A 21,452-nucleotide genomic window follows, 5' to 3' on the forward strand; every position below is an offset into this window, starting at 1 on the left:
CGGCCACGCCGCCCGCGCCACTGTCACCCCGCGCGCCTCGTTTGCCCGCCGCTACACGAAGAAACCCTGCGTCCGGCACTGCCGCACGATGCCCATGCGGCCGTCCGCGCCCGATTTCTGTTTCATCCGGTAAAGATGATTTTTCACCGTCTGTTCGGAGAGGCAAAATTGGCTGGCGATCTCCTTATTCGATAGCCCCTGCGCCAGCAGCGCGATGATCTGCTGCTCGCGCCGCGTGAATCCCAGCCGCTCGTGGATGCTCGCCGAGGGCAGCGTCACCGCCTCGCGCTCGAAGTAGCGGAACAGCAGCAGGCACAACTCGTGCGAACAGGCCGCGCCCCCGTCCCGTACCCTGCGCAGACCCTCCAGCACTTCCTCGGACGAGGCATCCCGGGGCAGATACCCGTTCACTCCCGCGCGCACGCACTGCAGAAACTCCATGTCTCCTCCGCGCATGCCGATCAGCAGGATGCGCACCTCGGGAGCCCGCACCCGGATCGCGCGAATCAGCGTCAGGTCCGCCGTCAGATCCCCCCGCGAGCTCAGCACCAGAATTTCCGCCCGGGCTGCCAGCAGTTCTCCCGCCAAGTCCGCGTTCCCCGCTCCCAGTCCCACGATTTCGAATTCTTTGCGGTTGGCCAGCTTGCGCGCCAGCACTTCGCGCATCAGGCGGTTCTCCGCGGCCAGAAACAGCCGCGCGGCTTGCAGCGCTCGTAGTGTCGCAATCACCCTTCGCGCCGGGGCTTCGCGCGAGACCTTGCCTCCAAGCCGCTGTTCCTCCCGCGGAGAAGCGGATGGGATCAGCCCCGGTCGTGCGCCTGTACTCATTCGCGATAACCTCCCCTCACTGGGCCTTTCCGCCAATCGCTCCCTGCGCCCAGGGCCAAAAATTAGACCCCCAGTGCAATCTCGAACCTGCAAGTCGCGCGCCGTCTCGTCACTCGTTTCTCGCTCCAGCAGCCCTGCTAACTCGTTGAAACGCAATGCTTCATGGCTGCCCTTCTACCTGGACCCCTGGCCATAAGTCCCGATTCGGTACCCATCCCGCGCTTCTCTGTCGCTTTGGTACTGCTCACCCCGAATTAGGACTTGGCATTTGGAACTCCCTGCGCCGGCTAAACTCCGGGTAGAAACAAAAAGGGCGGATGGCTTTTGACCATCCGCCCTTCCTGTGTTTGGGGGGTTGGAGGAGATCGTTGGGCTTCCGCCCGTTTACGACTGGCCGAAGATCCGCAGCGTCCGGTGCCGCAGGATGCCCAGTTGCCGGTTAATCGGATGCTTCCGGTTCAGGAACGTCAGGACCGGCGGGCGCCTTTCCGCCAGCCGGGTCAGGGCCATGTTCAGCCGCACGTCCCGCTGCGCGTACTTCAAGCCCGACTGCAGCGTTTCCACGGCGTCTTCGCGGCGCCCGGCGTTGGCGTACACCTCCGCCAGGTTCAGATACAGCTGCGCCTGATTCCGCTTCAGGCGCACCGCCGAATCGCACAGCTCTTCGGCCTCGGCCCATTTTTCTTCCGAGCGCGCCAGGATCACTCCCAGATAGGACATGTAATAAGGATTGTTCTTTTCCAGTTCCAGCGCTCGCTGCATGTGCGGCAGTGCCTTCACCGGATAGTTGTCGCGCAGTAACGTCAGACCCTGCTTGAATTCACGGAAGGCTTCCGTGTCCATCATCCATGCACCTCAAGGAGTTCGCAATTTTGTGGAAACCCGCTGTCCGCCGCAACTCGGGGACGCGTTGCCGCCGCTAATTTCCAGCGAACTGTTGACCGCTTCGCGGTCACCAAAACTGCCGACCGCTTCGCGGTCACGCATACTGCTGTAGTGAAATTAAACTCGGAAGCGCCGGAAATCTACTGACCGGACGGACAGTCCTGGGACAGCGGACCTGGCGTACGGGCGGGTAGAAGAGTCGCGGGGCCGCGCGAGTTGCGGCTTAGCCGCGCTGCGCCGCCGCCGCTGGAACACGGCTGGGGTAGATCGGGAAGCGCAGCGCCAGCTCCGCCACCTGCGCGCGTAGCTTCTTTTCGATCTCCGCGTCGCCCAGATGCGAGAGCAGCTCGGTGATCCATGCGCCGATCGTCTCCATCTCCGGGGCGCGCATCCCCCGCGTGGTCACCGACGGGCTGCCCAGGCGGATGCCCCCCGCCTTCATCGGTGGCAGCGGATCGAAGGGAATCGAATTCTTGTTCACGGTGATCCCGGCGCGGTCCAGCGCCTTTTCGGCGTCCGTGCCGGTAATCCCCCGCGGGTGCAGTTCCACCAGGAAAAGATGATTGTCCGTGCCCCCGGTGACGATGCGGAAGCCGCCGCGCGCCACCGACTCCGCCAGCGCCTTGGCATTGACCACCACCTGCTTCTGGTACTCCACGAACGCCGGCTCCCTCGCCTCTTTCAGGCACACCGCTTTGGCCGCGATGGTGTGCACCAGCGGCCCGCCCTGGGTGCCGGGGAAGGTGAGCTTGTCCAGCTCCTTGGCGAACGCCGCTTTGCACAGCACCAGCCCGCCGCGCGGCCCGCGCAGCGTCTTGTGCGTCGTCGTCGAAACGAAGTCCGCGTGCGGCACCGGACTCGGATGCACTCCGGCGGCCACCAGCCCCGCGATGTGCGCCATGTCCACGAAGAACAGCGCCCCCACGGCCTTGGCGATCTTGCTCATGCGCTCGAACTCGATGATTCGCGAATAGGCGCTGGCCCCCGCGACGATCATCTTTGGCTTGTGCTCCTGCGCCAGCCGCTCCACTTCATCGTAATCGATCGTTTCCGTGTCCTGCTTCACTCCGTAGGCGATGAACTTGTACATCTTTCCCGAAAAATTCAGCGGGTGCCCGTGCGTCAGGTGCCCCCCGTGCGCCAGGTTCATCCCCAACACCGTGTCCCCCGGCTGCAGCACCGACATGTACACGGAAATGTTGGCCTGCGTCCCGGAGTGCGCCTGCACGTTGGCGTGCTCCGCGCCGAAAAGCTCTTTCGCGCGGTCGATCGCCAGTTGCTCCACCTTGTCCGCGTATTCGCAGCCCCCGTAGTAGCGCTTCCCGGGATAGCCCTCGGCGTACTTGTTGGTGAAGATCGAGCCCATGGCCTCCAGCACCGCTTCGGACACCAGGTTTTCCGAGGGGATCAGCTCCAGCCCCGTGGCCTGCCGCTTGGCCTCATCCCGCAGCAGCTCCGCAATCTCCGGGTCCACCGTGTTCAGCGGCCGCTGCATCCGTTCATTCGCTGCTGTCGTCTGGCTCATGTCCCGTTGGCTCCTGGGTGGGACAGGCATTCTTGCCTGTCCTTCTTACTTAGCCCGCATTTCTCGCAACAATCACGCTGTAGGGGCGGGGCCCCGACTGCTGTCCGGGGCAAGCAAGCCCCGCCCGCCGAAGCATGAGCACGCTTGCCTGTTCCGGCGCTCCCGGCGCTATGCCCTCTTCTATTCTTCCCTCTGCGTTCTCTGCGTCTCTGCGTTATCTTTCTCTTCCCCCGCCCGCCGCAGCATGAGCACGCTTGCCTGTTCCGGCGCTATCCCGGTTTACAACCCACCGGAAAAAATCTCTCCAACCCCTCTCCGTAACGGGCATGGCAACATCTTGCGTCCGTCCTCGTGAGAAATCCGGGTTAGCCGCGCTCGTTCTTTTCAATCAGCGTAATCTCATCAATGCGCCGCTGGTGCCGCCCGCCCGCATACGCCGTGCTCAGGAACACCTGCACCATCTCCAGCGCCAGATCCTCCGTGATGATCCGCCCACCCAGCGCCAGCACGTTGGCGTCGTTGTGTTCCCGCGAAAGCCGCGCCGTGAGCACGTCGTGCGCCACCGCCGCGCGGATCCCCGTCACCTTGTTCGCCGCGATGGACATCCCGATCCCCGTGCCGCACACCAGGATCCCCATGTCGCTCGTCCGCGCCATTACCCGCTCGCCCACCGCCAGCGCATAATCCGGATAGTCCACCGACTCCTCGGACCACGTCCCGGTGTCGTCCACGAAATAACCGCTCTCCTCCAGAAATTTGCGAATGAACTCTTTGACTGGATACCCGGCGTGGTCCGCGCCCAGCGCAATCCGCGGCTTCGATGTAGGCTCTGCCATGGGGTGGCTCACTGCGAATTCTATCGGACTGCGCCGGGACGCGCAATCCACCCCTCGGCTCTCCCGCTGCGCTTCAAGACTGATATCATCGTCGGCCCGCTCCTATATGATTGTCGGCGGCGGAAAGAAAGGCGGTTGGATGGGGTTGCGCATTCTCGATGGCGGGCTGGGGACGGAGCTGGCCAGCCGCGGTTGCGACATCAGCGACTCGTTGTGGTCGGCGCGGGTGCTCTTGGAACAACCGGAAGTGATCGAGGGCGTGCACTTCGACTATCTGCGCGCGGGGGCGGAGTGCATCACAACCGCCAGCTACCAGGTTTCGTTCCAGGGCTTTGCCAGGGCAGGCCTCGGCCGGGAGGAGACGATTCGGGCCTTGCGGGAGTCGGTTGCTGTGGCGCGGAGGGCTCGCGGCAGGTTTCAGGCGGCGCAGCCGCACGGGCGCGTGCCGCTGATCGCCGCATCCGTGGGGCCGTATGGAGCCTCGCTGGGCGACGGCTCGGAGTACCACGGAAATTACAACTGCAGCGCGGCGGAATTGCTGGCGTTTCATGAAGAGCGCCTGAACGTGCTCATCGAAACGCGGCCGGATATCCTGGCCTGCGAAACGATTCCGTCTTGGGAAGAAGCCGAAGTGATCCTCCGCGTCCTGCGGCGGCATCCCGGCGTCCCGGCGTGGTTTTCGTTCACCTGCCGCGACGCGCTGCACACCGCGCATGGCGAACCCTTGCGCGAGTGCGCGCAACGCCTCGATCCGGAGAGCGTGGTCGCGGCCATCGGCGTCAATTGCATCGCCCCGCACCTGGCGGCGCCGCTCATCTCCGAAATTCGCGCCGTATCGGCAAAGCCCGTTGTCGTCTATCCCAACTCCGGCCAGAAATGGGACGCGGTCCAGCGTTGCTGGCGGGGCGATAAAGCGCAAACCGGCATCGCCGCGCTGGCCTCGCAGTGGTACGCCGCCGGCGCGCGCTGGATCGGCGGCTGCTGCGGAACCCGCCCCGAGGATATCGCCGGCATCCGCGCCGCTCTCCCGCGCAAACTCCCCCAGCAAGCTTCCTAGTGTCGTGTCCCGGAAGATCTTGATTGAGGGCGCGTCATTTCCACAATCCATTCGAACGCCACTCAGGTTTTCCTCGAAAATAACTTCACAATCTGTTATCCTTTTCCGTGTTGCGGCAATGCACCGTTCGAAACTCTCTCCCCGATTCGTTTCCCCCTCCTGCCCTGGCCCTGAATCCCGAAAAGTCTTTTAGAATCTGCACTTACAGAAAATCAGCCCCTAACCCCTTCAGAATCCGCAGTTCCAAATCACTGGGTTTAAACTCCTTTGTAATCCGCACTTACACAAAAGGGGTGGGGGAGGGGGTCTGTTATGTTTACTTCCTCCTCCGCCCCGCGTTGACACTATTCCACGCCTCCATTACGCTCTGGAGTTTACACTGCACGCCTTTTTGCGATAGGAGAACGGGCTAACCGCCGCATGGCTGACGAGAAACTACCGACACGCGCACAAGATTTTTCCGAGTGGTACAACCAGCTGGTCCTCAAGGCCCAGCTCGCCGATTACGCCCCGGTGCGCGGCTGCATGGTCGTCCGCCCCTACGGCTGGGCGCTGTGGGAGAACATCCAGCAGGCCCTGGACCGCCGCTTCAAGGCCACCGGGCACCAGAACGTGGCCTTCCCCATGCTCATTCCCAAGAGCTTCATCGAGAAGGAGAAGAGCCACGTCGAAGGCTTCTCTCCGGAGCTGGCCGTGGTCACCATCGGCGGCGGGGAAGAACTGGCCGAGCCCCTGGTCATCCGTCCCACCTCGGAAACCATCATCGGCCACATGTGGTCGAAGTGGATTCAGTCCTACCGCGACCTCCCGGTGCTCATGAACCAGTGGAACAGCGTCATCCGCTGGGAGCTGCGCACCAAGCTCTTCTTGCGCACCCTGGAGTTCTACTGGCAGGAGGGCCACACGGCTCACGCCACGCGCGAGGAGGCCGAAGCGGAAACCCGCCAGATGCTGGACATCTATACCGACTTTGCGGTGAACGACGCGGCCATCCCCGTCATCCCCGGCAGGAAATCGGACGCCGAGAAATTCGCCGGCGCCCAGACCACCTACTCCATCGAAGCCATGATGGGCGACGGCAAGGCGCTGCAGGCCGGCACGTCACACTTCCTGGGACAGAACTTTGCGCAGGCCTTCGAGGTCCGCTATCTCGATCAGAACGGCCAGTTGCAGCATTGCTGGACCACCTCCTGGGGCCTCTCCACGCGCTTCATCGGCGCCATCATCATGGTGCACGGCGACGACCAGGGGCTGGTCCTGCCCCCGAAGCTGGCGCCCTACCAGGCGGTCATCGTGCCCATCTACAAGACCGAGGAAGAGAAGGCTGCGGTGCTGGGCGTGGCGCGCAAGATGAAGGCCGGCCTGGTGCAGGCGGAGATCCGCACCGTGCTGGATGAGCGTGAAGGCTTCAGCCCGGGCTGGAAGTTCAACGACTGGGAGATGCGCGGCGTGCCGCTGCGCATTGAACTCGGCCCCAAGGATGTGGCCAAGCAGGCCGCGGTCCTGGCGCGGCGCGACCGTCCCGGCAGGGAAGGCAAGACCAGCGTGGCGATCGCGGAACTCGTGCCCGCGGTGGCGCGTTTGCTCGACGAAATCCAGAAGGCGCTGCACGAGCGCGCCCTGGCCTTCCGCCAGGCCCACACGCGCCAGGCCCAGAACTACGACGAACTGAAGGGTGCGGTCGAGAACGGCTTTGCTTCCGCCTTCTGGTGCGGCCGCGGCGACTGCGAGGCCGCCATCAAGGAAGAAACCCGGGCCACCATGCGCTGCATCCCACTGGAAGGGCAGACGGAGCAGGGGAACTGCGTGAAGTGTGGCCAGCCCGCCGCCGCGCGCGCCATTTTTGCCCGCGCGTACTGAGATCCGCCGGGGCGGGCAGGAATGCCTCTCCCGCTTTTGCGCGACGCCCCGTTCCTTTCAGGAAACAGCGCCCGCGCTGCGGCTCGACGTCATCCCGCGCGCGGTGGTAGCTTGAAGAGGAACATGCTAAACCTTCTTCCCATCTTCGGCGGCAAGCCCGGACGCGCCACGGCGCGCAAATCCTCCTCCCAGCGCGGCGATGGCCGCCTCAAGGCCATCGTCGTGACCGTGCTTCTGGTTGCGGGGGCCTACACCTGCTTCAAAGTCATCCCCATCTACATGAATGAATACCAGCTCCAGGACAAGATGCAGGAAGTGGCGCGCTTCGCCACGGTGAGCCACAGGACCGACGACGAGCTGCGCGATACCATCTGGCAGGAGATTCAGGACCTGGGCATCCCCGCGCGCAAGGAAGACATCAAAATCGAGAACACCGGGCGCTACGCCAAGATTACCGTGGATTACTCGGTGCCGCTGGATCTGATTTTCTACCACGGCGAATTGCATTTCTCTCCTTCCAGCGATAATAAATCGCTGACCTGAGGCGGCCTGGCGGGGGCCATCCTCAGCAGGCAGCTTGTCTTTCCTAGAGCGTTCACTTGCGAGACAATAAAGATTCTGTCTCCGGGAGATAGGCGTTGCGCATCCGCTTGCAGAAAAGTTTCTGGACCTCCGCGTTCGGCCTGACCTTTCTGGGCCTGTTCTTCGCTGCATTTCTTACCGGCGCGGGCGTCTTTACCTACTACTCGATCAGGTATTCCCGGATGATCGACGAACGCCTCGCCGGCGGCGTGCTGCAGAACACCACGCAGATCTTTTCCTCCCCGGTGCGCCTCGCCCCGGGCCAGCAGATAGGTCCCGACGAGCTGGCCACCTACCTGCAACGCGTGGGCTACCGAAGCGTAGCGAGCGATGGTTCTCTCGGCCAGTACACCGTGCAGGGCGCCTCCATCGACATCCGCCCCTCGCGGCTTTCCTACTTCGGCGCGGGAAATGCCCTGCGGGTCACCTTTGTGGGCAACACCATCCGCTCGATCCGGCCGCTGGCGGGGGGCGGGGAGCTGCCCAGCGCGGAGATCGAGCCCGAGCTGATCACCAATCTGTTTGACAGCGCGCGCGAGAAACGCCGCATGGTGCGCTACGACGATCTGCCCCCGGTGCTGGTGAACGCCATCCTTTCCGCGGAGGACAAGCGCTTCTTCGAGCACCCCGGCTTCGATCCGGTGCGCATCATGGGCGCGGCTTGGGCCGACCTGCGCCACAAATCGCACCTGCAGGGCGCGAGCACGCTGACCATGCAGGTGGCGCGCAGTTTTTTCTTCACCACCGAGCGCACCTGGCGGCGCAAGCTCGCCGAGACGATGGTGGCGCTCAAGCTCGAACAGCGCTTTTCCAAGAAGGAAATCTTCGAGCTGTACACCAACGAGGTCTATCTCGGCAATCGTGGCAGCTTCGCCATCCATGGCTTCGGCGAGGCCAGCCTGGCCTATTTCGGCAAGGATATCCGCCAGCTTACTGCCGGCGAAGCCGCCTATCTCGCGGGCATCATCCGCGCCCCGAACTATTATTCCTCCGCCGACCGCCGCCCGGAGCGCGGGGTGCAGGCGCGCGACCGCGTGCTTACGCAGATGGCGGAGAACAATTACCTGAGCGCAGAAGAAATGCAGGCGGCGCGGCAGGCGCCGCTGAAGATCCTGCGCGGGGCGGCCACGGGGAGCGAGGCCGCGTATTTCGTGGACATGGTGAAGGACCACTTGCTCGAGAAATTCTCCGAGACCGAACTGCTTGCGCAGAATTTCCGCGTCTATACCACGCTGGATCCGGCGCTGCAGCGCGCCGCGGGCGCCGCCGTGGATGCGGGCATGAAAAACGTGGATGAACTGCTGGCCAAGCGCTATGCGGCCTGGAAGAAGGAGCAGAAGAAGAAGGGCAGCCACGAACCGGTGCCGCAGGCGCAAGTGGCGCTAGTGGCGCTGGACCCGCGCACCGGGGAGATCAAGGCGCTCATCGGAGGGCGCGACTACGGGCAGAGCCAGCTGAACCACGCGCTGGCGCACCGCCAGCCGGGCTCGGCGTTCAAACCCTTTGTCTACGCGGCGGCGTTCGACAACGCGGTGGACGGGGTGAGCCCCATCGTTACCCCGGCGACGACCATCGTGGACGAGCCGACGACGTTTGAATTCGACGGGAAAGAGTACACTCCCAACAATTTCGGGGAGAAATTCATGGGCACGGTCACGGTGCGCGACGCGCTGACCAATTCGCTGAACGTGGCCACCATCAAGGTAGCCGAACTGATCGGCTACGGGCGGGTGGTGCAGGTGGCGCGGCAGATGGGCCTGGGCACGAACATCCAGGCGACCCCCGCGGTGGCCCTCGGCGCTTACGAGATGACGCCTATCGATGTCGCGGCCGGTTACACGGCGTTCGCCACCGGGGGCGTGCGCGCGGAGCCGGAATTTCTGCGCAGCGTGGTACGGGCCGATGGCGCGATGGTCGAGAAATTCACGCCGCAGACGCACGCCGTGCTGGACCCGCGCGTCGCCTATCTCGTCACCAGCGTCCTGCAGGACGTGCTGAACAAAGGCACGGGCGCCGGTGTGCGCGCCCGCGGATTTACGCTGCCTGCGGCGGGGAAGACCGGGACGTCGCGCGACGGCTGGTTCGCCGGCTTCACTTCCAACCTCCTGTGCATCGTGTGGATCGGCTTCGACGACAACCGCGACCTGGGGCTTCCCGGCGGCAACACCGCCGCGCCCATCTGGGCGGACTTCATGATTCGCGCCACGGCCATGCCCGCGTATCGCGATGTCAAGGAATTCACCCCGCCCGAGGGGGTCGCCAGCGTGGCCATCGACCCGGACACGCTGCAGATGGCCACCCCGCAGTGCCCGGTGACGCGTACCGAAGTCTATCTCGCGGGCACTGCGCCCACCGAGTTCTGCGAGCGCCACGGCGGCGCGCATCTCTTCAACACGCTGCCCCCGGCCTCTTCGCTCTCGCATGTGTTTGGCGGCGCGCCTGACACGCAACAGAATCCGGCGGGGGCTGCGCCGCCCGTTGCCGCCGTGCCCCACGCGCCAGGCAGCACTGGGGGAGCCCTGCCGCCCGCAGCCGCCGTGCCGGTTACTTCGCATCCCGCGAGCACCGACCCGGCCGCGAAGGACGAGAAGAAAAAAGGGCCACTGCAGAAGCTTTTTGGTATCTTTGGGGGTGGGAAGAAGTCTCCCGATAAGCCCAAGCGGGAGAAAGGAGATTCGCCATGATTCACCGCACGCTGGCGATTCCGCTGCCTGCGGTCATCCTGGTCCTCGGTCTTTGCCAGGCAGGGCAAGCGCAGACCGCTCCGCAAGAAACGCCCACACCTCCTTCCGCAGCGCAAACTACCCTCGCGCCAGCCCTTTCTGCAGAACAGCTTGCCGATCTCCACATGGCCCGCAAGGAATTCCGGGAAGCGGCCGCGGCCTTCCAGCAGCTCGTGGACCAATCTCCGCACAACGCCGTGTATCTGAACAAGCTGGGGATCGCCTATCACCAGATGGGGCAGGTGGGCCTGGCCCTGAAGTGCTATAAGAGTGCGGTGAAGGCCAACCCTTCCTATGCCGATGCGCACAACAACATCGGCACCGTCTGGTATCAGCGCAAGAAATATGGCAAAGCCATCAAGGCTTACCAGAAGGCCATCGCGGTGCGCCCGGAGATGGCCGTGCTGCACAGCAATCTTGGGTACGCCTATTTCTCGGAAAAGAAATACGAAGAGGCGATCCGGGCGTTCCGCGACGCGCTGGCCCTGGATCCGCAGTTCTTCGAGCAAATGTCCTCGCGCAACGCCTCGGTCCTGCAGGACCGTTCGGTAGAGGATCGCGGGCGTTTTTATTTCCTGCTGGCGAAGTCGTTTGCGCAGAGCGGCAACGTGGAACGCTGCCTGCACTACCTGCGCAAAGCGCGTGACGAGGGTTACACCTCGTTCGCGACCGTGAAGACGGACCCGGCCTTTGCGGCGGTCCGCGCCACTCCCGAGGTGCAGGATCTGCTCGCGCCGCGACCGCCGGAAACCGCGCAACCCTAAGTGTTCCAGGGACAGCTCGGCCCGCGTATCCGTTTCCTTTGCGGCATCTGTTACAATCCGAGGCAACATGCTGCGAAGAGTACGCGCAAGCCATTTGGTTCGCGCCGCGGGGGCCGCTCTGGCAATTACCTTGCTCCCTGTTCTGTGCTGCGCGCAGGCCGCCCCGGAGCACCGGCGCGCCGCGGCAGAGGCCGGGCCGCGCGGAGTCTTTCTCGTTTTTCCGTTTGAAAATGCGGGTGCGGATGCGCGCCTGGACTGGCTGAGCGAAGGGCTGGAGGAACTGACCATCCAACGGCTGTCCGCGGCGGGCCAGCAGGTGTTTACGCACGAGGTGCGCGCGGCGGAGCTGGAGCGCTATGGACTGCCGTCTTCGGCGCGGCTGAGCCGGGCCAGCATGCTGCGGCTGGCGGAAGACCTGGATGCCGATTACATTTTCTTCGGGAGTTTCGCCGTGGAGGGAAAAAATCTGACCGTGGAGGGCCGGCTGCTGCGCGTCAGTCCGGCGGCGCTTTTCCCGGCGGTGCGCGAATCCGGCACACTGGATTCGCTGATGGAGCTGCACACGCGCGCGGTGTGGCGGCTGCTCTCCTCCAGCGATCCGGATTTTCCGCTCCAGTTCGAAGAGTTTTCGCGGCTGCAGCGGCCCCTGCGACTGGACGCCTTTGAGCACTACATCCGCGGGCGCCTGGCCGCCGAGGACGAGGGGCGCGTGCGCGAACTGCGCGAGGCCGTGCGCCTGGAGCCCGACTGGCCCGACCCGGCCTTCGCGCTCGGCCAGGCGTCGTTCGCGCGGCGCGATTGCACCACGGCCATCAGCTGGTTCAGCCGGGTGCCGAAGACGCATGACCGGTACCTCGAAGCGGTTTTTTCCTCCGGGGTGTGCCAGCTGTGGCTCAATCAGCCGGAGCGCGCCGAAGGGCAGTTCCTTTTGTTGCAAGATCTGCTGAAGAATAGCGCGAGCGGCGAGCTGCCGGAGATTCTGAACAATCTCGCCGTGGCCCGCCTGCGCAGCGGGAAAGCGGATGCGGCGCAGGCCGATCTGGTGCGCGCGGCGGAGCTCGATCCTGACGACGACGATTACCCCTACAATCTCGGATTGCTGGCGTTGCGCGCGAATGATTTTCCGGGCGCGGCGGAGCGTTTCCGCGAGGCGGCGGGACGCGAACCCGACGACGACGAAGCGCGGGCGCTCCTGATCTACGCGCTGGAACGCGGCGGACAGAAGGCCGAGGCCGACGTGGAGCGCGCCGCCAGCCTTTCCGGCGGGGAGCCCCTGCCGGCGGTGCGCCCCGAATTGCTGCCGCGGCTCGACCGCGTCAAGACGGAACTGGACACCACGGAGCTGCGCCAGGAGATTGAGACGGCGGAAGCCGCCGCTCCGGCGGCGCCTGCGTCCGTGCCTGCAGCGGGGCCAGGGAAGGCCAGCGGGCCAGCGGGGCGCCTCCGCGCCGGGCGCCAGCAGCTTGCCGCCGGGCGTCTGCCGGAGGCCGAGGGGGAATTTCGCGCGGCGCTGGCCGCGGATCCGCACGATGCGGGGGCGCACCGCGGCCTCGCGGAGATCGCCCGCCGGCAGGGACGGCTGGAAGATGCCGCGGAGGAGTACCGGGCCGCGCTGAAGTCCCGCGATTCGGCGACCGTGCGCACGGCGCTGGCGCGGATCTATCTGGAACAGAAGAAGACGGAACAGGCCCGCCAGGAGCTGGAGAAGGCGCTGAAGCTCGCGCCGAATTACACCGAAGCCAAGCAACTGCTGCAGCGGCTGGATGCGGGCAAGCCGGGAGCCGGACGATGAGAAAATTTCTGCAAAGAAGCAGCGCACGGGCGTGCGGCAGTTTTTGCGCCGCGGCGCTGGCGGTTTTCGTTCTCGCGCTGGCGCTGCTGCCGGCCGCGCCGGGGATAAATCCGCTGCGCGCGCAAGCCGCGCCGGGCGGGGCCACGGTGCTGGAGATGCAGATCGACCGCGAGATCGAGCCGGTTCTGGCGACGTATGTGAAGGAAGGGTTGCAGGACGCGGCGCAGCGGCACGCGGCGCTGGTGCTGATCACCATGGATACGCCGGGAGGGCTGAGCGACGCGATGCGCGAGATCAATACGCAGATTTTTTCTTCGCCGGTGCCGGTGGCGGTGTATGTCTCCCCGGCGGGCGCGCGCGGAGCCTCCGCCGGGTTCTTCGTTCTGCTCGCGGCGGACGTCGCGGCCATGGCGCCGGGCACGCATGCGGGTTCCGCGTCGCCGCTGCTGGCCATCGGGGCGCTTCCGGTGCAGATCGACGATACGCTCAAGCGCAAAATCATGAGCGACGCCACGGCGTATTTGCGCAGCTACGCCGGGCAGCGCGGGCGCAACACCGTGCTGGCCGAGACGGCCATTACCGAGGCCAAAGCGTTCACCGAGAAAGAGGCGCTGGAGGGCAAGCTGATCGATCTAATCGCCAGCTCGCCCGAGGATCTGCTGCGCCAGCTGAACGGGCGGGAGATCACGCGCTTCGATGGGACGAAGGTCCGGCTGGAGCTGGCGCAGCCGGTGATCACGCGCTTCGAGCTTTCGGCGCGGCAGCGCTTTCTGGCGCGCATCGTCGAACCGGACGTGTTCTTTATCCTGCTGATCTTCGGCGTGCTCGGGCTGTATGCGGAGTTTACGCACCCGGGGCTGATTGCGCCGGGGGTGATCGGGGGGATCTGCCTGGTGCTGGCGCTGTACGCCATGCACCTTCTGCCGGTGAACGCCGCGGGAGTATTTCTGATTCTGCTGGCGCTGGCGCTGTTCATTCTGGAAGCGAAATTCACGAGCCACGGGATTCTGGCGGCGGGCGGCATCGTGGCTATGCTGCTGGGCGCCGTTTTTCTGATCCGCTCGCCGCTCACCGGCGGCGGGGTGAGCCTGGCGATCGCGCTGGCGGTGACCCTGCCATTCGCGGTACTGACGATCGTGCTGATGCGGCTGGTGCTGCGCTCGCGGGGGTGGAAGCAATCGGTCGGCCGGGAAGAAATGATCGGGCTCACCGGAAGCGTGGTGACGGCCATCCCCGGGGGCGGTGCAGGAGCCGCGCGCGAGGGCATGGTGCGGGTGCACGGCGAGCTGTGGCGCGCGGCAGCGCCGCAGGCGGTGGCCAAGGGCGCAAGCGTGCGCATCGTAAGCGTGGACGGGTTGACCGTGCATGTTGAGCCGGCAGAAACCAAACCGGCGTAGTTGCGGCGTTTCCTCGCGGGAGATGGTGGATTTGTCGTAAGCTGTGGCGGAGCAGGCGCGGAACGATCCTGAGCCAGCAGGAAAAAGAGTTTAGCGGGGCAAGCATTGGCAGTGGAAATCCTGAGGCTCCGACAAAATCACCGGGGCCTCAGGGTGACGAGCCGTCAGGAGGAGCGCATGGAAATCGGATTTCTCTTCACCGTGGTGATCGTGGTGTTCGTGCTGGCGTGGTTCTGGAACTCGATCTATATCATCAAGGAGTGGGAACGCGGCGCGGTTCTGCGCCTCGGGCGCATGATCCCGGAGGCGAAGGGCGCGGGCCTGCGCATCGTCTTCTGGCCGATCGAGACGCTCTACCGCATTCCCCTGCGCGTGGTAACCCTGGACGTGCCGCCGCAGGACATCATCACGCGCGACAACGTGTCCGTGAAGGTCAACGCGGTTTGCTACTTCCGCGTGGTGGACGCGAATCTTGCGCTCTCGCAGGTCGAGAGCTATCAATATGCGACTTCGCAGCTGGCGCAGACGACGCTGCGCAGCGTGGTCGGCCAGTTCGAGCTGGATGAGATTCTTTCGCAGCGCGAAAAAGTGAATGCGAAACTCCAGGTGATTCTGGACCAGGACACCGAGGCTTGGGGCATCAAGGTCAGCAAGGTCGAGGTGAAGCAGGTGGATATCCCGGAGAGCATGCAGCGGGCCATCGCGCGGCAGGCGGAAGCCGAGCGCGAGCGCCGCGCCAAGATCATCCACGCCGAGGGCGAATTCGAAGCCTCGCAAAAGCTCGCCGACGCGGCACGCGTTCTGGAAACACAGGCCACGGCGATCCAGTTGCGGTATCTGCAGACGCTGACGGAGATTGGTGTCGAAAAGAACACAACGATTGTATTTCCGCTGCCCATCGATATTATTAACAAGTGGGTACAGACTTTAGGGGGGAAGTAACCGCAGGGCATGGCATCCGGGGGGAAACGGCGGAGCGGGGGAGAACGCGTGCTGGAAGGGCGGCACGTCATCGGGCTGTTTGTGCTGATGCTGCTGTTCTCCGGTGTGTTCTTCACGCTGGGTTACGTCATGGGGCGCAACCAGTACGACGGGCAGGTGCGCGCCGCGGCAAACCCTCACGGCTCGGCAGAAGCCGCCGTGGAAGGCAAGGGTGATGCCAAGTCCAAGAACGCCGCGAGCGGCGAACATTCCTCCGCGCCTCCGGATGCAACCGCGGCGCCCTATCCGGAGTGGGAGTTCTATCACGCGGGGGAAGCCGGAAAGTCCAATGACCGGCTGAAGCCCGCGGAGAGCGCGCCGAAGAGCATTGCCGCTGCCGCGAAGAACAGCGCGCCCCCGAAGCCGGCGCCCGCGGCGCTGAAGAAGAGTTCGATGAACGCGCCGCTGATTCCCGGAGGCGCAACCGTGCTGCAGGTGGCGGCGCTGACCAAGGAGTCCGACGCGCTGGAGCTGGCGCAGACTCTGCAGAAAAAGAAGTTTCCGGCGTTTGTGCTCACGCCCGGCGCCGATAAATTCTATCGCGTGCAAGTCGGCCCGTTTGCCGACCAGAAAGCCGCCGGCGCGGCAAAGAAGGGACTGGAGAGCGCCGGCTTCAAGGCCATCGTGAAGCGCTGATGGCGCCGCGGCGCGGGCTCTTCCGGTTTCCTCCCCCAACGAACGAAAAGACGATTGTCTGTCTGCGGCTTATTGCCGGCGCGGCTTGCGGCGCCCTGTTGTCCCTCTCCTGCACCGGGTGGTATCTCGGCATCTTTGCGTGGATGGCGCTGGCGCTGCTGCTGCTGACGCTGCGGGGCGCGCGGGGAGGCGTGGCTTTCGCGAGCGGCTTTCTCTACAGCTTCGTGTTCGTAGTGGCTTCGATTCCGTGGATCGCCACGGTGCTGGTGGCGCATGGCGGGATGTCGCGGGTGGCGGGAATCGGCGTGCTGCTGCTCATCGCCGCGGTGTTCGGCACCCTGACGGGCGGCTTTGCCTGGTGCGTGCAACGCATAGCGCGGCGGAGTTGGACGCTGGCCTGCGCGGCCGCGCCGTTCCTGTGGGTGGCCATGGAATTCGGGCAGGCGCGCATGCCGGACATCGGCTTTCCGTGGAATCTGCTCGGTTATGCGGCGGCGGAGAATCTCGCGCTCGCGCAATTGACCACGCTGACGGGGATCTACGGGCTGTCGTTTGTGGTGGCGGCGTTTAACGCGCTGCTGGCCTGGACCATTGCGGGAGGAGGGCGGAAGCACGCCGGGTATCTGCTGGGCGCGAGTGCGATGATCGTTGTGGTGATGTGGATCGGGCCGGGTCTTGTGCCGGAACAACGGCCCGCGCATTATGCGCGCGCGGTGCAGCTCAATTTCCCAGAGCTGGAGCAGTATCCGCAGGACTGGTTCGGAGCCAACGCCGCGGCACTCGCGGAGATCGAGAGTTTGAGCCTCGCGCCGTCGCCGCATTCGCCGGATCTGCTGATCTGGCCGGAAGCGCCGGCGCCGTTTTCGTTTCAGGATGCGCAGTTTGCCAGGCGGGCTTCGAGCCTGGCCATCCGCTTCGGGCATCCGTTTCTGGCGGGGGCGATCGAGTGGAAGGCGACGGGCGGGGAAGCGCGCGGCGGGTTCGCGCCGTACAACAGCGCGATCCTGGTGGACGCGCAGGGCCAGCGGGTTTTTTCCTACGACAAGATGCATCTCGTGCCCTTCGGGGAATACGAACCGTTTCCGCTGATTCACCAGGTGGTGCGCGCGGTTTCGGAGGAGGTCGGCGGATTCCGTGCCGGCAGGAGGGTGGCGGTGGGGCGGCTTCCCGGCGGCGAGCGCTTCGGCGTGTTTATCTGCTACGAGGCGATCTTCCCGGGAGAGATCCGGCGCTTCGCGGCGAATGGCGCGCAGCTTTTCGTGAATATTTCGAATGACGGCTGGTTCGGGCGCTCCGCAGCGCCGAAACAGCATCTGCGGATGGCGCGGATACGCGCGGTGGAGAACCGCCGCTGGCTGCTACGCGTGACCAATAACGGCTACACGGTGTCGGTGGATCCCTATGGACGCGTGATCGCCGGGCCGCCGGCGGATGTACGCCAGGCCGCCGATCTGCCGTACGATTTTCGCACGGGGATGACCGTGTATGCGCGGTTCGGCGACTGGTTCGCCTGGCTCTGCGTGCTCATTTCGGCTATTCTGCTAGCAAAGGTGTTCCGCGCCGGTAAGGCAGGCTCGGCGTAAAGAGAAGGATGAAATTCGAAATGCGAAATTCGAAACCCGGCAGCAAAGATAAAGCGAGGGCAGCTGTCGAATTTCCATTTTCGGATTTCGAGTTTCGAATATCGTATCTTGGATAATAGATGATTCTGGAAGACCTCGAATACCGATTTGGACCTCTGCAGGAGCGCATCCAGCTCGTCCGGAGCTATCTTTGACCCCGCGCAGCATCGCGAGCGCCTGAAGACGCTGGAAGCGCGCATGAGCAAACCGGACTTCTGGGACGATCAGGAAGCGGCGCAAGGCGTGCTGCGCGAGCGCAAGCGCTCGGAAGACCAGGTCGCGGCGGATGAAAAGCTGACGCGATTCACCGGCGACGTCGAAACGTATATCCATCTGGCCAAAGAGGAGATGAATGCGGCGCAGCGCGAGGAGCTGCTGAAAGAGCTGGCGCGCGAGCTAGACGCCGCGGAGAGCTACGTGGCCGAACTGGAAACGCGCACGCTGCTCTCCGGGGAGAACGACCACCTCAACGCCATTATGACCATCAAACCCGGCGCGGGCGGCACGGAATCACAGGACTGGGCGGAAATCCTGCTGCGCATGTATCTGCGCTGGACGGAGCGCAAGGGCTTCCGCGCCGCCGTTCTCGACGAGTCACCGGGCGAAGAAGCGGGGATCAAATCGGCCACGGTGCGCATCGAAGGGGAAAACGCCTACGGACTGCTGATCGGGGAGAGCGGGGTGCACCGGTTGGTGCGCATTTCGCCGTTCGACCAGGCGGCGCGGCGGCATACCTCGTTTGCCTCGGTCTTCGTGATCCCGGAGATTGACGACCGCATCGAAGTGAACATCCGCCCCGAGGATCTGCGCGTGGACACCTATCGCGCCGGGGGCAAGGGCGGGCAGAACGTGAACAAGGTGGAGACGGCCATCCGCATCACGCATCTGCCGACCAACGTGGTGGTGCAGTGCCAGGCGGAGCGCAGCCAGCACAAGAACCGTGAACTGGCGATGAAGATGCTGCGCTCGCGGCTCTACGAACTGGAGCTGGAAAAGCGCCAGGCGGCGACCGACAAGCTGGACGAGACGAAGCTGGAGATCAGCTTCGGCAGCCAGATCCGCTCTTACGTCCTGCAGCCCTACCGCCTGATCAAGGACAATCGCACGAAGTTCGAAATGGGCGACGTGGACCGCGTGCTGGATGGCGACCTGGATCCCTTCATCCGCAGCTACCTGCTGGCCAAGAAGAAGAAGGGCAAGCTGGAGGTTCAGGTCGAAGACGACAGTGACGCGGCGTGAGCGGGCCCTTTCAACCTACATTTTTTGCCGTTCGACCCCGCCAGGCCGCCGTTCGCTGATTTTCTAACACATGTGAATTCAACGCGTTGACAGCGGTAAGAGCGGGTGCTAGCCTGCATAAGTTATTAAGAAGAGGAAATTTGCGTCTGGCGCAAGGTTTTTTGGCTCCTCCATTATCCTAAGGAGAGATCAGTTTGAGTCAGCAAGGGAAAAATTTTCTGTTTACCTCGGAGTCCGTGACGGAAGGTCACCCGGACAAGATCGCCGATCAGATTTCGGACGCCGTTCTCGACGAAGTGATGAAGCAGGATCCGCGGGGCCGCGTGGCCTGCGAGACTCTGGTCACCACAGGCCTGGCCGTGGTGGCCGGCGAAATCACCACCAGCGCGCACATCGATTACGACACGCTGGTCCGCGAAGTAATCCGCGGGGTGGGCTACGATCGCGCCAAATACGGCTACGACGCCGACACCTGCGCGGTCATGTGCACAGTCAAGCGCCAGTCGCCCGACATCGCCATGGGCGTGGACACCGGCGGAGCAGGGGACCAGGGCCTGATGTTCGGCTTTGCCTGCGACGAAACGGATGAGCTGATGCCCATGCCCATCCAGCTGGCGCACCGCCTCACGCAGCGTCTCGCGGAAGTGCGCAAGTCGCATGTGGTGGATTTCCTGCGGCCGGACGGCAAGTCCCAGGTCACCATCGAGTACCGCAACGGGCGGCCGGCGCGCGTGGATTGCGTGGTCATCTCGACGCAGCACAGCGAGAAGGTTTCGAACATCGATCTGCGCGAAGCGGTCCTGGAGTTCGTGATTCGCCCGATCGTACCCGCGGCGATGCTGGACAGCGGGACCAAGTATCACATCAACCCCACGGGGCGCTTCGTCATCGGCGGGCCGATGGGCGACGCCGGGCTCACCGGGCGCAAGATCATCGTGGATACCTACGGAGGCTACAGCCGGCACGGGGGCGGGGCGTTCTCCGGGAAGGATCCCTCGAAGGTGGACCGCTCGGCCTGCTACATGGCGCGGTACATCGCGAAGAACATCGTGGCCGCGGGCCTGGCGCGCAAGGTGGAAGTGCAACTGGCCTACGCCATCGGGGTGGCCGAGCCTGTTTCCGTAATGGTGGAATCGTTCGGCACGGCGGTCATTCCCGAGGAGCGCATCACCGAGCTGGTGCGCGAGAACTTTTCGCTCACGCCGAAGGGCATCATCGAGGCGCTGAACCTGCGCCGGCCCATCTACCGGGCCACCGCCGCCTACGGCCATTTCGGCCGCAGCGGCCCGGGCTTTACCTGGGAACGCAGCGACCGCGCCGATGCGCTGCGCAAGGCCGCGGGTCTGCCCGCGGCAGCGGGCGCGAGCCGCTGACGCGCAGCATCCGGGAACAGAACGAAATTCTGAAAACTGAGGAGCACGCGTGTGGCTATAGCAGACCTGAAAAAAGGCGACGTGAAGGACATAGCGCTGGCCGATGCCGGCAAGCGCAAGATCGAATGGGCGCAGCAGCAGATGCCCGTGCTGGAGATCATCCGCAAGCGCTTCCTCAAGGAGCGGCCGCTCAAAGGCATCCGCGTGTCGGCGTGCCTGCACGTGACGAGCGAGACCGCGAACCTGATGACCACGCTGCGCGACGGCGGCGCCGAAGTGGTGCTGTGCGCCTCCAATCCGCTCTCCACGCAGGATGAGGTGGCCGCGGCGCTCAACCGTCACTACGACATCCCCACCTTTGCCATCAAGGGCGAAGACAACGAGACCTATTACGCGCACCTGCGCGCGGCCCTGGAGCACAAGCCGCAGATGACCATGGACGACGGCGCGGACCTGGTAACCATGCTGCTGACCAAGCGCACCGACCTGGTGCCCCACGTCATCGCCAGCACCGAGGAGACCACCACGGGCGTGATTCGTTTGCGGGCCATGGCCAAGGACGGCACGCTGAAGTTTCCGGTGATCGCGGTGAACGACGCGCAGACCAAGCATTTCTTCGACAACCGCTACGGCACCGGGCAATCCACGCTGGACGGGGTGATTCGCGCGACGAATATTCTGCTCGCCGGGCTCAAAGTGGTCATCGCCGGCTACGGCTGGTGCGGGCGCGGCGTGGCGATGCGCGCCAAGGGCTTGGGCGCGGACGTGATTGTCACCGAGATCGACCCGGTGAAGGGCATCGAAGCGGTGATGGACGGCTACCGGGTGATGCCCATGGCCGAAGCCGCCAAGGAAGGCGACATCTTTATTACCGTGACCGGCAACAAGAGCGTCATCCGCGGCGAACACTTCAAGGCGATGAAGAGCGGCGCGGTGATCTGCAACTCCGGCCACTTCAACGTGGAGATCGACATCCCGGCTCTGGAAGCGCTGAGCTCCGGCAAGCGTGAAGTGCGCCCGCTGGTGGACGAGTTCCTGACCAAGGATGGCCGCAAGATCTATTTGATCGCCGAAGGCCGCCTGGTCAACCTGGCCACCGCCGAAGGGCATCCCGCTTCGGTGATGGACATGAGCTTCGCCAACCAGGCGCTCTCCGCGGAATATCTGGTGAAGAACGCGAAGAGCATGAAGGCGCAGGTCTACGTGGTGCCCGAGCATCTGGACAAGGAGATCGCGCGGCTGAAGCTGGAGTCCCTGGGCCACAAGCTGGACAAGCTGACGCCCGAGCAGGAGCGCTACCTGGCGTCCTGGCAGGAAGGCACGTAGTTCGAGCCGTCCAAGCCAGGCTGAAA

At 64.4% G+C, this 21,452-nt stretch carries 17 protein-coding genes; 13 read left to right on the forward strand and 4 right to left on the reverse strand.

The window, feature by feature from the left end; all coding sequences use genetic code 11:
• Positions 1–51 precede the first annotated feature (51 nt).
• From LAN61_13730 to rpiB, 4 genes are all read right to left on the reverse strand, one after another.
• On the reverse strand, positions 52–828 hold the full coding sequence (locus LAN61_13730; GenBank protein ID MBZ5541572.1) for a response regulator transcription factor: 777 nt from the start codon (positions 826–828) through the stop codon (positions 52–54).
• A 384-nt stretch (positions 829–1,212) separates the two neighbouring features.
• On the reverse strand, positions 1,213–1,674 hold the full coding sequence (locus LAN61_13735; protein ID MBZ5541573.1) for a tetratricopeptide repeat protein: 462 nt from the start codon (positions 1,672–1,674) through the stop codon (positions 1,213–1,215).
• Between the two features lie 262 nt (positions 1,675–1,936).
• A complete protein-coding gene (locus LAN61_13740; protein MBZ5541574.1) occupies positions 1,937–3,238 on the reverse strand; it encodes a serine hydroxymethyltransferase in 1,302 nt (433 codons plus the stop codon).
• Positions 3,239–3,603: 365 nt separating this feature from the next.
• Positions 3,604–4,074 carry a ribose 5-phosphate isomerase B gene (gene rpiB / locus LAN61_13745; GenBank protein MBZ5541575.1) on the reverse strand — a complete coding sequence of 157 codons (471 nt, stop codon included), beginning with the start codon at positions 4,072–4,074 and terminating at the stop codon, positions 3,604–3,606.
• A gap of 106 nt (positions 4,075–4,180) precedes the next feature.
• Between rpiB and mmuM the strand changes: the two genes are divergently transcribed.
• The 13 genes from mmuM (at position 4,181) to ahcY (ending at position 21,426) form a co-directional block, all read left to right on the forward strand.
• The gene (mmuM, locus tag LAN61_13750; protein ID MBZ5541576.1) at positions 4,181–5,131 is read left to right on the forward strand and encodes a homocysteine S-methyltransferase; all 951 of its coding nucleotides are present in this window, start codon (positions 4,181–4,183) and stop codon (positions 5,129–5,131) included.
• Positions 5,132–5,551: 420 nt separating this feature from the next.
• Positions 5,552–6,991 carry a proline--tRNA ligase gene (gene proS / locus LAN61_13755; GenBank protein MBZ5541577.1) on the forward strand — a complete coding sequence of 480 codons (1,440 nt, stop codon included), beginning with the start codon at positions 5,552–5,554 and terminating at the stop codon, positions 6,989–6,991.
• A 123-nt stretch (positions 6,992–7,114) separates the two neighbouring features.
• Entirely contained in the window at positions 7,115–7,534 is a 420-nt protein-coding gene (locus LAN61_13760) for a DUF4845 domain-containing protein (GenBank protein MBZ5541578.1), read from the forward strand.
• Positions 7,535–7,629: 95 nt separating this feature from the next.
• Positions 7,630–10,257 carry a PBP1A family penicillin-binding protein gene (locus LAN61_13765; GenBank protein MBZ5541579.1) on the forward strand — a complete coding sequence of 876 codons (2,628 nt, stop codon included), beginning with the start codon at positions 7,630–7,632 and terminating at the stop codon, positions 10,255–10,257.
• Entirely contained in the window at positions 10,254–11,060 is an 807-nt protein-coding gene (locus LAN61_13770; GenBank protein MBZ5541580.1) for a tetratricopeptide repeat protein, read from the forward strand. Before LAN61_13765 ends, LAN61_13770 begins: the two co-directional genes overlap by 4 nt.
• Positions 11,061–11,190: 130 nt before the next feature.
• A complete protein-coding gene (locus LAN61_13775; protein ID MBZ5541581.1) occupies positions 11,191–12,852 on the forward strand; it encodes a tetratricopeptide repeat protein in 1,662 nt (553 codons plus the stop codon).
• Complete coding sequence (locus LAN61_13780) at positions 12,849–14,249, forward strand: nodulation protein NfeD (GenBank protein ID MBZ5541582.1); 1,401 nt, start codon at positions 12,849–12,851, stop codon at positions 14,247–14,249. The genes LAN61_13775 and LAN61_13780 overlap by 4 nt, the downstream gene beginning before the upstream one ends.
• Positions 14,250–14,426: 177 nt before the next feature.
• Positions 14,427–15,191 carry a slipin family protein gene (locus LAN61_13785; GenBank protein MBZ5541583.1) on the forward strand — a complete coding sequence of 255 codons (765 nt, stop codon included), beginning with the start codon at positions 14,427–14,429 and terminating at the stop codon, positions 15,189–15,191.
• A gap of 48 nt (positions 15,192–15,239) precedes the next feature.
• Complete coding sequence (locus LAN61_13790) at positions 15,240–15,866, forward strand: SPOR domain-containing protein (GenBank protein MBZ5541584.1); 627 nt, start codon at positions 15,240–15,242, stop codon at positions 15,864–15,866.
• Positions 15,866–17,449, forward strand: a complete 1,584-nt coding sequence (lnt, locus tag LAN61_13795; GenBank protein ID MBZ5541585.1) for an apolipoprotein N-acyltransferase — start codon at positions 15,866–15,868, stop codon at positions 17,447–17,449. The genes LAN61_13790 and lnt overlap by 1 nt, the downstream gene beginning before the upstream one ends.
• 122 nt (positions 17,450–17,571) lie before the next feature.
• Positions 17,572–18,727, forward strand: a protein-coding gene (gene prfB / locus LAN61_13800) for a peptide chain release factor 2 (protein ID MBZ5541586.1) whose coding sequence is annotated in 2 segments (ribosomal slippage) — positions 17,572–17,640 and positions 17,642–18,727 — 1,155 coding nt in all. Because the reading frame shifts where the segments join, the coding sequence is not laid out codon by codon here.
• 194 nt (positions 18,728–18,921) lie between these two features.
• On the forward strand, positions 18,922–20,100 hold the full coding sequence (gene metK / locus LAN61_13805; GenBank protein MBZ5541587.1) for a methionine adenosyltransferase: 1,179 nt from the start codon (positions 18,922–18,924) through the stop codon (positions 20,098–20,100).
• A gap of 66 nt (positions 20,101–20,166) precedes the next feature.
• A complete protein-coding gene (ahcY, locus tag LAN61_13810) occupies positions 20,167–21,426 on the forward strand; it encodes an adenosylhomocysteinase (GenBank protein ID MBZ5541588.1) in 1,260 nt (419 codons plus the stop codon).
• Positions 21,427–21,452 lie beyond the last annotated feature (26 nt).

The organism is Terriglobia bacterium, from assembly GCA_020072785.1.
Taxonomy (GTDB): Bacteria; Acidobacteriota; Terriglobia; order Acidiferrales; family UBA7541; genus Acidiferrum.

Bases quoted from the DNA above. Each gene is read 5' to 3' on its own strand.
- LAN61_13770 (MBZ5541580.1), top strand. From the start codon at position 10,254: ATGATTCACCGCACGCTGGCGATTCCGCTGCCTGCGGTCATCCTGGTC.
- LAN61_13780 (MBZ5541582.1), top strand. From the start codon at position 12,849: ATGAGAAAATTTCTGCAAAGAAGCAGCGCACGGGCGTGCGGCAGTTTT.
- LAN61_13785 (MBZ5541583.1), top strand. From the start codon at position 14,427: ATGGAAATCGGATTTCTCTTCACCGTGGTGATCGTGGTGTTCGTGCTG.
- LAN61_13760 (MBZ5541578.1), top strand. From the start codon at position 7,115: ATGCTAAACCTTCTTCCCATCTTCGGCGGCAAGCCCGGACGCGCCACG.
- LAN61_13730 (MBZ5541572.1), bottom strand. From the start codon at position 828: ATGAGTACAGGCGCACGACCGGGGCTGATCCCATCCGCTTCTCCGCGG.
- lnt (MBZ5541585.1), top strand. From the start codon at position 15,866: ATGGCGCCGCGGCGCGGGCTCTTCCGGTTTCCTCCCCCAACGAACGAA.
- LAN61_13735 (MBZ5541573.1), bottom strand. From the start codon at position 1,674: ATGATGGACACGGAAGCCTTCCGTGAATTCAAGCAGGGTCTGACGTTA.
- LAN61_13740 (MBZ5541574.1), bottom strand. From the start codon at position 3,238: ATGAGCCAGACGACAGCAGCGAATGAACGGATGCAGCGGCCGCTGAAC.
- rpiB (MBZ5541575.1), bottom strand. From the start codon at position 4,074: ATGGCAGAGCCTACATCGAAGCCGCGGATTGCGCTGGGCGCGGACCAC.
- proS (MBZ5541577.1), top strand. From the start codon at position 5,552: ATGGCTGACGAGAAACTACCGACACGCGCACAAGATTTTTCCGAGTGG.
- mmuM (MBZ5541576.1), top strand. From the start codon at position 4,181: ATGATTGTCGGCGGCGGAAAGAAAGGCGGTTGGATGGGGTTGCGCATT.